Origin of the sequence: Isoptericola jiangsuensis (assembly GCF_002563715.1) — a bacterium.
GTDB lineage: Bacteria > Actinomycetota > Actinomycetes > Actinomycetales > Cellulomonadaceae > Isoptericola > Isoptericola jiangsuensis.
In genome coordinates, this window is the sequence record NZ_PDJJ01000001.1 from 1,198,630 (window position 1) to 1,211,306 (window position 12,677).

Annotated in this window: 9 protein-coding genes; 3 read left to right on the forward strand and 6 right to left on the reverse strand. The window is 71.9% G+C overall.

Annotated elements, in window-relative coordinates; all coding sequences use genetic code 11:
* Nucleotides 1–33 precede the first annotated feature (33 nt).
* Both ATJ88_RS05395 and ATJ88_RS05400 read right to left on the reverse strand, forming a co-directional pair.
* Complete coding sequence (locus tag ATJ88_RS05395) at nt 34–783, reverse strand: hypothetical protein (RefSeq protein ID WP_141538617.1); 750 nt, start codon at nt 781–783, stop codon at nt 34–36.
* An 82-nt stretch (nt 784–865) separates the two neighbouring features.
* Entirely contained in the window at nt 866–1,684 is an 819-nt protein-coding gene (locus tag ATJ88_RS05400) for an HNH endonuclease (protein ID WP_141538618.1), read from the reverse strand.
* Between the two features lie 194 nt (nt 1,685–1,878).
* Here ATJ88_RS05400 and ATJ88_RS05405 point away from each other — a divergent pair, with 194 nt between their 5' ends.
* The 3 genes from ATJ88_RS05405 to ATJ88_RS05415 all read left to right on the forward strand — a co-directional run bounded on the left by ATJ88_RS05405 (nt 1,879) and on the right by ATJ88_RS05415 (nt 7,464).
* Nucleotides 1,879–3,123 (forward strand): hypothetical protein, encoded by a 1,245-nt coding sequence (locus ATJ88_RS05405; RefSeq protein ID WP_098462941.1) that lies wholly within the window; start codon nt 1,879–1,881, stop codon nt 3,121–3,123.
* 97 nt (nt 3,124–3,220) lie between these two features.
* Nucleotides 3,221–6,544: a type I restriction endonuclease subunit R gene (locus ATJ88_RS05410; protein ID WP_098462942.1), complete on the forward strand. Its 3,324-nt coding sequence runs from the start codon at nt 3,221–3,223 to the stop codon at nt 6,542–6,544.
* 284 nt (nt 6,545–6,828) lie between these two features.
* The gene (locus ATJ88_RS05415; RefSeq protein ID WP_170023531.1) at nt 6,829–7,464 is read left to right on the forward strand and encodes a DUF4230 domain-containing protein; all 636 of its coding nucleotides are present in this window, start codon (nt 6,829–6,831) and stop codon (nt 7,462–7,464) included.
* A gap of 190 nt (nt 7,465–7,654) precedes the next feature.
* On the opposite strand, the gene ATJ88_RS05420 is transcribed toward ATJ88_RS05415, so the two are convergent.
* The 4 genes from ATJ88_RS05420 to aceA all read right to left on the reverse strand — a co-directional run bounded on the left by ATJ88_RS05420 (nt 7,655) and on the right by aceA (nt 12,590).
* The gene (locus ATJ88_RS05420; RefSeq protein WP_098462944.1) at nt 7,655–8,587 is read right to left on the reverse strand and encodes a CHAD domain-containing protein; all 933 of its coding nucleotides are present in this window, start codon (nt 8,585–8,587) and stop codon (nt 7,655–7,657) included.
* Nucleotides 8,588–8,825: 238 nt separating this feature from the next.
* The gene (locus ATJ88_RS05425; RefSeq protein ID WP_098462945.1) at nt 8,826–9,257 is read right to left on the reverse strand and encodes a hypothetical protein; all 432 of its coding nucleotides are present in this window, start codon (nt 9,255–9,257) and stop codon (nt 8,826–8,828) included.
* A gap of 200 nt (nt 9,258–9,457) precedes the next feature.
* Nucleotides 9,458–11,188, reverse strand: coding sequence for a malate synthase A (aceB, locus tag ATJ88_RS05430; RefSeq protein WP_098462946.1), 1,731 nt, complete (start codon nt 11,186–11,188; stop codon nt 9,458–9,460).
* 61 nt (nt 11,189–11,249) lie between these two features.
* The gene (aceA, locus tag ATJ88_RS05435; protein WP_098462947.1) at nt 11,250–12,590 is read right to left on the reverse strand and encodes an isocitrate lyase; all 1,341 of its coding nucleotides are present in this window, start codon (nt 12,588–12,590) and stop codon (nt 11,250–11,252) included.
* Nucleotides 12,591–12,677 lie beyond the last annotated feature (87 nt).

Consider the following 12,677-nt stretch of genomic DNA (forward strand, 5'->3'; position numbering starts at 1 on the left):
ATCCGCCCGGTGTGCCAGGCGTCCGGGGTGAAATCAGGCGCAGGCGTCGCACGATCCGGTCGCAGGCAACGTCATGAAGCAGCTCGGGCAGACGGCTGGTACGGGTGGGGCAGCCGACGTCGCCGGACGCACACGACGACGTGGGGCGGGCGGCGTGGCGGGTCGCACCTCGCCGCGCAGCGCTGCGTGGACCAGCCCGCGGTAGACGGAGATCTGCCCACGGTGGACGCTCGCGTTCGCCCTCGACCAGTGCGGCACCTGCAGGATCGTCAGCGGCCCGGAGGCGGCGATCCCCCGGGAGATCGTTCCGGCCCACGCGGTGATGCGTCGGTAGGACTTCACCCCGAAGCAGATGATGCGCGGTGCCGCCTCGCCGGTCGCGCCGAGCAGGTGCATCTGGCTGATGAGCGAGGAGATCTCGGCATCGATGTTGTGCTCGTGGACCTTGCGGATGTCGCTCTCGCGCTGCTCGTGCAGGTCGGTCATGTAGGCGCCCCACACCTCGGTGCCGCGGAAGGCCTCGGCCAGGAAGTGGTCGTTGTGGAACGCGCTCGTGTGGAAGTTGGCCCAGGGGACGGAGGCTCCTGCGGGGGAGACCGGACGACCCGCGGAATCTCGCGCCACCGAGGACTGGTTGAGGCCGACCAGAACGTCGCGCGCGTGGAGGACGTCATCCAGCGCAGGGCCGACGGGCAGACAGAGGTCGCTGCGGTCGTCGAAGGGCTCGGTCTGCGTGGCGGCGCCCCACACGGCCCACGACGCGTCGAAGCGAAACGCGGACATCGTGTCCAGGAGGCTCAACGTGGTTCCACCGTCACCGCCCCCAGCGGACGTGTACCTCGGGTCGAGGTCACCCGGGGCAGACTCAACTGATCTGACCGGCGGCCTCGACGCGATGGCGCGCAAGGCGCCGGGGGCTCGGACGTTCGGCGGGGTCGTCCGGAAGCCGGAGCCTCTGGCCGTGGAGCTTGCGGTACTCGCTCTTGCGGATGTCGGGGTGGAGGACGACCCGGGAGTCCTCGTCGATCCACAGCAGCCCGCTGTCGAACAGGTTGTGGATGTCGGCGCGGAGCAGCAGGCCGTTCTCGAGGATGTTCGTGGACGCGCCGTCGTACCGGTCGATGTGCGCGGCCTGGAGGGTGGCGGGGACGTCCGAGCCGGTGACGGCGCAGCGGCCGGCGTAGGCCGTGAGGAGTGTGGCGCGGAACAGCGCCTGCCCCTGCCGTGCGGTGACCAGCTGCTCCCGGCGGATCCTGCCCCGGCCGGCCGCGTCGTCGACCGCGTCGACGTCGACGCGGGCGTGCAGCTGGGCGATCTCGTCGGGTGTCGCCTTGCGCATCGACTGGACCCGGGTGGTGGTCTCGACGACGAGCGGTTCGGCGGCGAGCCGACGCGACTCCTCGCTGTCGAAGTCGACGCCGAACCACAGGGCGCCCTCGTCGTCCGGCGCGACGGACGACGTCACCACCCCGACACCGACGACGGCTGCGACGGGCAGGGACTCCCGGACCCAGACGTGGTCCCCGACCGTGAAGTCCGTGTATCGGCGCGGAAGGTGCCAGTGCAGTTCGCGCTCGACCTCGGCGCTCCGGAACAGGTCGCGCGGGGCGATCGTCCGGCCGTCGTCGGTCTCGTAGCCCCACGTCTCCGTGCGCGGGTTCACCGGGTAGAGCCAGTCGGTCATGTCACTCCTTCGCGATCCACGGGCGAGGCAAGTCTGTCGTACCCCCGTCGGACCGGTCGGAGCGTGCGGGGTGAAATCGCACGAACCTGCGGTGACCATCAAAGAGGCCGGCACCGGAACGCTAGGGTGCACGACGACCGAGATCGCGGGCCGCGGCTCCGACTCGGCAGTGACGAGCGATCCGGGAGTCGACGATGGATGACCTGCAGCTGATCAGTGACGGCAACGGGCTGGCCGTCATCGGGAACCCGGGGGCGGTCGACCGATTCCTTACTTCGCAGGGTCTCCCGTCCCAGGATCTCGGACTGCCGCGGCTCGGGACGGTGCTGGCCGGCGGTGCGGGGACCGCTCAGGTGGCGTCGGACGTCGTCGCGACGTCCGGGCGGTGGGTGCAGCTGACCAAGGAGTCGGCGGAGATGGCGAACAAGCTCGGCCTGATGAAGGGCTCGAGCAGCGAGGTCGCGCGCGCCGTCGTGACGGACAAGGGCAAGATCAAGCACATCGTCGAGTTCGCCAGGACGCCCGGGTCCTTCATCGCGAATCCTGCCCGACTCGCCGGAGCCGCGGGACTCATGGCCCAGCTGGCGATGCAGCAGGCCATGGACGAGATCACGGACTATCTCGCCGTGATCGACGAGAAGGTCGACGACGTGCTCCGCGCCCAGAAGGACGCCGTCCTCGCCGACATGATCGGTTCCGGGCTCGTGATCGACGAGGCGCTGACCGTCCGCGAGCACACCGGGCGCGTCTCGGAGACGACCTGGTCGACGGTGCAGGCCGAGAAGAAGGCGATCGCCACGACGCAGGCGCACGCGCTGCGGCGACTCGACGCGCTCGCCGAGAAGCTGGAGCGCAAGTCCAAGGTCGTCGACCTCGCGAAGGTCGCGTCGGAGGCGGTGACCGAGGTCCAGGAGTGGCTCGCCGTCCTCGCGCGATGCTTCCAGCTCCAGGACGCGCTGGGCGTCCTCGAGCTCGATCGTGTCCTCGACGCGGCCGACCCCGACGAGCTCGACCGGCATCGTCGAGGCCTTGCGAAGGCCAGGCAGGATCGCCTCGAGCTCATCGAGCGAAGCACCGTCCGCCTGCTGGAACGCATGGACGCCGCCGCCGGCAGGGCCAACACCAAGGTGCTGCTCAACCCGACGGCCTCACCCCGCGTCGTGCGGTCGAGCGAGCGGGCCGCCACCGCCGTCGGTGAGCTCCACGACCGGTTGGGCATCGAGTCGGCGCGGACGTCGACGACGGAGCGACGGTGGGTCGAGGCCGTGGGGGACGTCCGGGACAAGGTGGTCGAGACAGGGTCCGAGGGGATCGGAGCCGCGCGTCGCGGAGGCAGTCACGCGCTGGGCCGGGCGAAGGCGGTGACCGGCAAGCTCTCCGACGACCTCGCCGAGCGGGTTGCGAGGCGCAGGGCGAACGACGACGCCGGGGATGCCTGACCCGGAACGGGCCGTTCCGGGCGCTGGCGCCTCGATAGGCCCCTTATCGCGTGGCTACCGGCATCGCCCGCAGAAGTCCGCGACGATGTAGTCGTTCGTGACGACCACCAGGGGAGACACCGTGCACCACCCGAGCGAGGCCGACTGGGAGCAGCTCGCCCGCGAGCACCTTGCCGAGTTCGGCTGGGCGCCGCTGGAAGGCAAGCAGATCGCACCCGGCGCCACCTCCGCCGTCGGACACCCGGGGTACACGGCGCTGGGCGAGCAGCCGCAGCGCGAGTCGTGGACCGAGCTCGCGATCCCGTCCCGCATGAGGGCCACGCTGCGACGGCTGAACCCGGAGGTGCCGCGCGAGCACCTCGACCAGGCCCTCGCCGAGATCCTGCGACCGCGCTCGCAGGATGCGATCACCGAGAACCACCGCATCCACTCCTACCTCACCGGCGGCTACCGGCTCAGCTACACCGCGGACGGTGCCGAGCATCACCCGACGGTACGGCTCGTCTCCACCCACGAGCACGAGAACGAGTGGCTCGTCGTCAACCAGGTGACCGTGATCGACGGCGACATCGAGCGTCGGTTCGACCTCGTCCTCTACCTCAACGGCATGCCCGTGGTGATCGTCGAGCTGAAGAACGCCGGAAGCAGGCAGTCCGACGTCGCCGCCGCGCACGCCCAGCTCGCCACCTACGTCCGTGAGCTGCCGACGGCCTTCCGCTTCTGCGTGCTCACGCTCGTCAGCGACGGCGTGGTGGCCAAGTACGGCACACCGTTCACCCCGCTCCACCACTACGCGCCCTGGAACGTGGACGACGACGGCCGCGTCATCGGGCCCGACGGCGGCACGCAGGCGGACCTCCACCTCGTGGACGACGACGGTCTGCCCGGTCGGGTTGAGCCCGCCACGCCGCTCGAGATCACCCTCTCCGGCCTGTTCAACCCGGAACGGTTCCTGCAGCTGCTCCGTGGCTTCGTCGCCTTCGACGCCGGCGACGACGGCCTGGCCAAGAGGGTCGCCAAGCCGCACCAGTACTTCGCGGTGACCAAGGCGATCGGCGAGACCGTCCGGGCCGTGGACGGCGACGGCAAGGCCGGCGTCGTCTGGCACACGCAAGGCTCGGGCAAGTCGATGGAGATGGAGCTGTACGCCGCGGCCGTCGCACGTCACCCGGCACTGCTCAACCCGACGATCGTCGTCATCACCGACCGCACCGACCTCGACGACCAGCTCTACGAGACGTTCCAGCGCTCCGAGCTGCTGCCCGAGGCGCCGCGCCAGGTGATGCGCCGCGCGGAGCTGCGCGACGAGCTGGCGAACCGGCGCACGGGCGGCATCTACTTCACCACGCTGCAGAAGTTCGGACTCACCCGAGCCGAAAAGGAAGCCGGGGCCAAGCACCCCGTGCTGTCAGACCGGCGCAACATCGTGCTCATCGTGGACGAGGCGCACCGCAGCCACTACGGAGACCTCGACGGCTACGCCTGGCACCTGAAGAACGCCCTGCCGCACGCGACCCTCATCGCCTTCACCGGCACGCCGATCTCCGAGCACGACCGGGACACCGAGGCCGTGTTCGGCGACGTCATCGACGTGTACGACCTCACCCGGGCCGTGGCCGACGGCGCCACCGTGCCGGTGTTCTTCGAATCCCGCCTCGTCAAGGTCGGCTTCCCCGACGGCGTCGGCTCCGAGGAGATCGACGCCGCCGCGGACGAGGCCACAGTCGGGCTCGACGACGCCGAACGGGACCGCATCGAACGGTCCGTCGCGGTGGTCAACGCCGTCTACGGCGCCCCCGCGCGCCTCGACGCACTCACGCAGGACCTGCTCGACCACTGGGACGCCCGGCGGGACGCGGTGGCAGAGAGCGTCCGGCCTGCGTCGGACCTGGAGCGAGACGACGCGCACTCCCCGGGCGCGCCCGGCAAGGCGCTCGTCGTGTGCTCCACCCGGGAGATCTGCGCCCGGCTCTACGAGCACCTCGTCGCACGGCGGCCCGAGTGGCACACCGACGAGCTGACGACCGGCAAGATCAAGGTTCTGTACTCGGGGACACCACAGGACCCCGAGCACATCGCAAGACACGTGCGCCGCCCCAGCGAGAACGCGGCACTCAAGAAGCGGCTCAAGGACCCGGACGACGAGCTCGAGATCGTCATCGTCAACGACATGCTCCTCACGGGCTACGACTCGCCCTCGCTGCACACCCTCTACCTCGACCGACCACTGCGCGGTGCGCTGCTCATGCAGACGCTTGCCCGCGTGAACCGTACGTTCCGGGGCAAGGACTCCGGGCTGCTCGTCGCCTACGCGCCGGTCGCCGAGAACCTCGCGGCGGCGCTCGCCGAGTACACCGTGCGCGACCAGGCCGAGAAGCCCGTGGGGCAGGACCTCGACGCCGCCGCGAAGGTGGCGCGCGAGCACGTGCGCCAGGTCGCCGCACTGGTGGATTCCAGCGGCTGGCGCGAGGAGCTGGCCGCACGGCGCGGCCAGCCACGTCGGCTGATCCATGCGGCGATGCGCGCCGTCAACCATCTGCGCAGCCCGCGGACACCCGGGAACCAGGTCGGGCCGGACCAGGAGTCGCTCGGCGACGCCTTCCGCCGGCTCGCACCCGCGCTGCGGCGGTCCTGGGCGCTCGCGGGTCGGCACGACTCGCTGGCCGGGCTCGCTGACGACGTGCGCTTCTACGAAGAGGTGCGCACATGGATGGGCAAGATGGACGCCGAGGAGCGTCAGGCGGCCGGCGAGCCCATCCCCGACGAGGTGCAGCGGCTCCTCAACCAGCTCACGGCCACCGCCGTGCACGCCGGAGACGTGGTGGACATCTACGAGGCCGCCGGGCTCGAACGACCACGGCTCGACCAGATCGACGAGGCCTTCCTGGCCCGCGCGCAGGCGGCACCGAACCCGCAGGTGGCGATCGAGGCGCTCCGCTCGCTCATCCTGGCCGAGTCCCGCAGGTCCACCGAGGGCAACCTCGTGCGGCGTCGGATGTTCTCCCAGCGTCTCGCCGAGCTCATGAACCGCTACACCAACGCGAACCTGACCTCGGCCGAGATCATCACCGCACTGGTGGAGATGGCCCAGGACGTCGCGGCGGAGGCGTCCCGCGGCGAACAGTTCGACCCGCCGCTCGGGCACGACGAGCTCGCGTTCTACGACGCCGTCGCCACGAACGAGTCCGCCGTCGAGCTCCAGGGCGACGCGAAGCTCGCCGAGATCGCCAGAGAACTCGTCCGGGTCATGCGGACCAACGAGACGGTCGACTGGACCGTGCGCGACGACGTCCGAGCCAAGATGCGCGCCTCCATCAAGCGGCTGCTCATCAAGCACAAGTACCCGCCGGACAAGCGGCAGGACGCGATCATCCTGGTCATGGACCAGATGGAGGCCCTGGCGACGCGCCGAGCGGCCTGAGGTTCGAGGGTCACGACAGTTCACCCCACGACCGATGCGGGCGGACGCGACGACCGGCCCTAGATTGGCCACCGACCGACGACAAGGGTGCGACCGTACGAAGGCGCGGAGTGGGGATCGAGAACTCGTGCAGGAAGTGTTGCCCAGAGCTGATGTCGAGGTCGCAGGAGCGCATCGTTCCCGGACGATGCCGGGGGGTGCGAGCAGTGCCTGGTCCTGAGGACAGCGCCGCTGCCGGTCCGCACCGCTCGCGCTCCGGCTTCGGGCGGCTCCTTCTGGGCGCCGTGCTAGCCCTTCTGCTGACGCCCCCGCTGCTCCTGGCCGCGGCGTGGGGAGCGGACAAGACGGGTCTGATCGACCTGGGTGCCCTGGCAAACCCCTTCGCCACCGAGGAGGTCGACCGCTCCGAGACTCCCGTGCTCCTGAGCGTCCAGAACCTCGCCCGCTTCGTCGCGGCGCAGGGCAGCTACCAGGTGGTACTGGATCTCGAGCAGGACACGAAGTACGTTCCGGACTGGCTCATGGGTGAGCGCACGATCTTCGTCGCGGAAGGCTCGGTCGATGTCTACGTGGACTTCCGCGACCTGCCGCAGGACGCAGTCCTCGTGGCGGAGGACGGAGCCGCGGTGACCATCTCCCTGCCGGCACCCGTGCTCGGGGAACCGACGATCGACCTCACGAACAGCAGGGCGCTCTCCGAGACGCGGGGCCTGATCAACCGGGCCGGCGACTTCTTCGCGGACGACCTCGACAGTCGCCAGGAGACGCTGCTGAAGGCGGAGGAGAAGCTCGCGGACGTGGCCCGGGAGAGTGGTCTGGAGGGCACGGCCGAGGAGAACACACGCAAAACGCTCGAAGGCCTGCTCCGAGGCCTGGGGTACGAGACGGTGGAGGTCCGCTTCGAAGCTGACGGTCGGTGAGGGCGTGCCAGAGGCGCCTGTGTGACCTGCGTCGACCAGGCGAACGTCAGCGGCCGGGAAGGCGCGGCTCCTTGCTGATGCCGCAGGACCGGTCCCGCGCTGACTCGCGTGCAGCCGCGCTGACTCGCGTGCAGCCGCGCTGACTCGCGTGCAGCCGCGCTGACTGGCGGGGAGCTGCGCTGACTCGCGGTCAGGAGACCGCCTCGAGGAGCTGGTCGACGGCGCTCGCGGCCTCGGCCGCAGCGGTCTCGGCCCGGCGCTGCGCGGCCCGGGCGAGGCGGTCGTAGGGCGAGCGGTCGCCGCCCTCCGCCTCGACGACCGCGGCGACCTCGCCGACCCAGCGGGCGAGGAGCACGGCGTCGCGGTGGTCGCCGAGCGTGGACTGGACCTGCTTGCCGGCGGCCCCGAGGTGGTCGGCCGACGAGCCGAGGACGCGCGTGGGGGTGTCGGTGACGGCCGCCACCGCATGGGCGAGGCGGCGCCCGGCCTTGCGCAGGCGGTGTGCGGCTGCGAGCAGTTCGGCGCCGTCGGTGCTGGTCGGGTCGACCAGGTCGCCCGTCGCGGCGGCGAGCTGCGCCAGGTCGACGTCGGTGGCAGCCCGGGCTGCCCGTCGGCCCGCTTTGCGGAGCCGTCGCCGGGCGACCTTGCGGGCCCTGCTGTCGGCGGCGTCGGTCAGGGGTGGGTCGGCGACCCCACGCACGAGGTCGGCGGTGAGGCGGCGCATCTCGTCGCCGGCGCACCACTCGACGAGGGCGCGGTGCGCGACGGCGTGCTGCGCATCGAGGTCGGCCACCAGCCGTTCGCGGGCCTCCAGCGGGACGCGTGAACGGCGCCCGACCTGCTCGACGTCCTCGCGTCGCACCTCCAGGTCGCGCACCTCGCCGAGCACCTCGCCGAGCGTGGCCAGCCGCCCGCGCAGCTCGACGGCGGCAGCGTGGTCGAACACCGGCTTGTACACCGCCAGCACCGTGCGGAGCTTGCGCACCGACGTGCGGAGCCGGTGCACGCCGTCCGGCTCGTCGGTGACGGCTCCCGGCACCTGCTGCTGGATGCGCCGGACGTGCTCGGCGAGCACGTCCGGGAACACGTCGCCGACGAGGTCGTCCTGTCGTGAAGCCGCCATCGCCCCACGTTAGAAGCCGTCGGGCAATCCGCCAGTCCGGACCTGACCACCGCTCTTCCACGCCGCCATCGGGCATGCCGGACGAACGTCGGCTCGCGCCTCTGAGTGCTGACTCGCGTCGCAGAGCGCTGACTCACCGGGCTCTGCGCTGAGCCGCCGAACCGTGCGCTGACTCGCGTCGATGAGCGCTGACTCGCGGGAGGGCGCGCGGGGTCGATGGCGGCCGCGGCGGCGGGAGTCAGACGGCGTCGTCGAGGGTGAGGGGGCGGACGGCGCCGCCGCCGGAGACGAACAGGCCGTGGAGGCGGAAGTCGTGGGTGGCGGCCTGCTCGCGCAGGGCGAGGTTCCAGGCGCGGTCGGAGTCCGTCATGGCGTCGCCGTCGGGGCGGACGTAGACGGCGACGACGCTGCCGTACGGGACGGACTGCTCGGTGACGGACGCGATGACCATGCCGAAGCGGGCGGCGTCGTCGGTGCCGGGCCGGTCGGGCACGTCGCGGACGGGGACGGCGACGCCGGAGAAGCGTCGTTCGGCGTCGATCCAGGCGAGGCAGAGGGTGCGGCTGCGGGGGAGCGCGGCGGCGGCGAGCATGCGCGCGAGGCGGAGGCGGTCGGCGTCGTCGAGGACGGGGTCGCCGGTGCGCACGGCGGGGACGGTCTCGGTGTTCATGGGGTCACCCTGCCGGAGCGGGGGCGGCCTCGCGGAGGTTATCCACAGGTCCTTCGGTCGGGGTCGGACGGCGCGCCCGTGAGGCCGTCCACCGACCGTGGCGTCCCGACGGACGAGCATGCCCTGGCGGACCGTCGGCTGGTGGTGACGGTCCGCCAGGGCATGCTCGGCGGGAGGCGGTGGCGGGGTGGGCCGGCCGCCTACAGGTAGCGCGCGTACGCGCCGGTGGTGAGGAACGGCGGGAAGGCGTCGCCGAGGGCGATCTCGCGGAAGATCGCGGCGGCGTCCTCCAGCCGGTCCCCGGCCTGACGGGGCTCGGTGGTGAGGAGCTCGCGCACCATCGCCTCGCACAGGTCGCGGGTGATGGTGACGCCGTCGTCCGTGGTGGTGGCGGAGCGGATCCACTGCCACACCTGCGACCGGGAGATCTCCGCGGTGGCGGCGTCCTCCATGAGGTGGTCGATCGCGGCGGCCCCGGTGCCGCGCAGCCAGGAGGCGACGTACCGGATGCCGACGGAGATGTTGGTGCGCAGCCCGGCCTCGGTGACGGTGGCCCCCGCACGGCGGGCGGACGCGACGTCGAGGAGCTGGGCCTGCCCGACGGTGACGTCGTCGCGCCGGCGCGCCACCTGGTGGGGGGCGTCGCCGAGGACGGCGTCGAACGCCTCGCGGGCGATCGGGATGAGGTCGGGGTGGGCGACCCAGGAGCCGTCGAACCCGTCGCCGGCCTCGCGCTGCTTGTCGGCGCGGACCTTGGCGAACGCCTGCTCGGTGACCTCCGGGTCGCGGCGGTCGGGGATGAACGCGCTCATGCCGCCGATGGCGTGCGCGCCCCGCCGGTGGCAGGTGGCGACGAGCAGCTCGGTGTAGGCGCGCATGAACGGGGCGGTCATGGTGACCTGCGCGCGGTCGGGCAGGACGTAGGAGTCGCCGCGGTCGCGGAAGCACTTGATGACGCTGAACAGGTAGTCCCAGCGGCCGGCGTTGAGGCCGGCGCAGTGCTCGCGCAGCTCGTGGAGGATCTCCTCCATCTCGAACGCGGCGGGCAGCGTCTCGATGAGCACGGTCGCGCGGATCGTCCCGCGAGGGATGCCGAGGGCGTCCTGGGCGGTCTCGAAGACCTCGTTCCAGAGCCGGGCCTCGCGGTGCCCCTCGAGCTTCGGCAGGTAGAAGTACGGTCCGCGGCCCCGGGCGATCAGCTCGGCGGCGTTGTGGAAGAAGTACAGGCCGAAGTCGACCAGGGAGCCGGACGCGGGCTGGGTGGAGCCGTCGGTCCCGGTGTAGGCGAGGTGCTTCTCGAACAGGTGCCAGCCGCGGGGCCGGAACACGATGGTCGGCAGGTCGGTGAGCTCGGTGGAGCGCAGGGCGTAGTGCTTGCCCGGGGTGCGGCCGCCGTCGGGCGACGGCCCGTCGAACGACAGCGTGCCCCGGATCGCGGCGTGCAACGCCTGCTGGCCACCGACGACGTTCTCCCAGGTGGGGGAGGACGCGTCCTCGGCGTCCGCGAGCCAGACCTTCGCCCCGGAGTTGAGGGCGTTGATCGTCATCTTGGGGTCGGTGGGCCCCGTGATCTCGACGCGGCGGTCCTCCAGGCCGGGGGCGCCGGTGGACCCGGCGACCTGCCACGACGGGTCGTCGCGCACGGGCCGGGTGGTGGGCAGGAAGTCGGGGTCGTCGCCGTCGGCGATCTGCCGGGTGCGGCGCTGGCGGGCGAGCAGCAGCTCGCAGCGGGCGTCGGCGAACCGGTCGTGCAGGAGCGCGAGGAACTCCAGGGCGGCGGGGGTGAGGATCTCCTCGGACCCGGGCACCGGCTGCCCGACGACGTCGATCGTGCCCTCGGCGACGGTGGCGGAGTCGGCGAGCGCGATGCCGCGGGGCGGCGTCGGGGGGTGCTCGGTGCGGGTGCGGGGCGGGTCGGCGATGGTGGTCATGGTGTCCTCCTGGGGGTGCCGGCCGCGGGACCGGCGGACCGGTCCCGCGGCGGCGGGCGAGTCAGAACTGGGCGGCCTCGGTGGAGCCGGCGAGGGCGAGGGTGGCGGCGTCGGGGTTGAGCGCCGTGGACACGCGGTCGAAGTAGCCGGTGCCCACCTCCCGCTGGTGCTTGGTCGCGGTGTAGCCGCGGGTCTCGGAGGCGAACTCGGCCTCCTGCAGCCGGACGTAGGCCGTCATCTGCTCACGGGCGTACCCGTGCGCCAGGTCGAACATGGAGTGGTTGAGGGCGTGGAACCCGGCCAGGGTGATGAACTGGAAGCTGAAGCCCATGGCGCCGAGCTCGCGCTGGAACTTCGCGATGGTGTCGTCGTCGAGGTGCTTCTTCCAGTTGAACGACGGCGAGCAGTTGTAGGCGAGCATCTGGTCGGGGAACTCGGCCTTGACCGCCTCGGCGAACCGGCGCGCGAGGTCGAGGTCGGGCGTGCCGGTCTCCATCCAGATGAGGTCGGCGTAGGGCGCGTAGGCGTGGGCGCGGGCGATGCACGGCTCGATGCCGTTGCGGACCTCGTAGAAACCCTCGCCGGTGCGGCCGCCGGTGAGGAACGGCCGGTCGCGCTCGTCGACGTCGGAGGTCAGCAGGGTGGCGGCCTCGGCGTCGGTGCGGGCGATGACGACGCTCGGCACGTCCGCGACGTCCGCGGCCAGGCGGGCGGCGTTGAGGGTGCGCACGTGCTGCTTGGTGGGGATGAGCACCTTGCCGCCGAGGTGGCCGCACTTCTTCTCGCTGGCGAGCTGGTCCTCCCAGTGCACGCCCGCGGCGCCGGACGCGATCATCGACTTCATGAGCTCGTAGGCGTTGAGCGGGCCGCCGAACCCGGCCTCGGCGTCCGCGACGATCGGCGCGAGCCAGCTGCGGGTGGGGGCGCCGTTCTCGGACACGTCGATCTGGTCGGCGCGCAGCAGCGCGTTGTTGATGCGGCGCACGACGGCGGGCACGGAGTTCGACGGGTAGAGCGACTGGTCGGGGTAGGTCTGCCCGGACAGGTTGGCGTCGCCGGCGACCTGCCAGCCGGACAGGTAGATGGCCTTCAGGCCGGCCTTGACCTGCTGCACGGCCTGGTTGCCGGTGAGCGCGCCGAGGGCGTTGACGTAGTCCTCCGTGTGGAGCAGGTCCCACAGGGTCTCCGCGCCGCGGCGGGCGAGCGTGTGCTCCTCGGTGACCGAACCGCGCAGCGCGACGACGTCCTGGGCCGTGTAGTCGCGGGTGACGCCGGCCCAGCGGGGGTCGGTCGCCCACTGCTCGGCCAGGGCCTCCGCGGTGGTGACCTGGTCGCCCGTGCGGACGGCCGTGCCGGCCGGGGTCGCGTCGGTCCGGGTCTCGGTGTCGAGGGTCGCGGTCATGGTGGTCGCCTTCCGGTGGTGGGTGCCTGCGGCGAGGGGGAGACGGCGGCCCGGGCGGGGCGGGGAGGGCTCCTCCCGGGCCGCCGT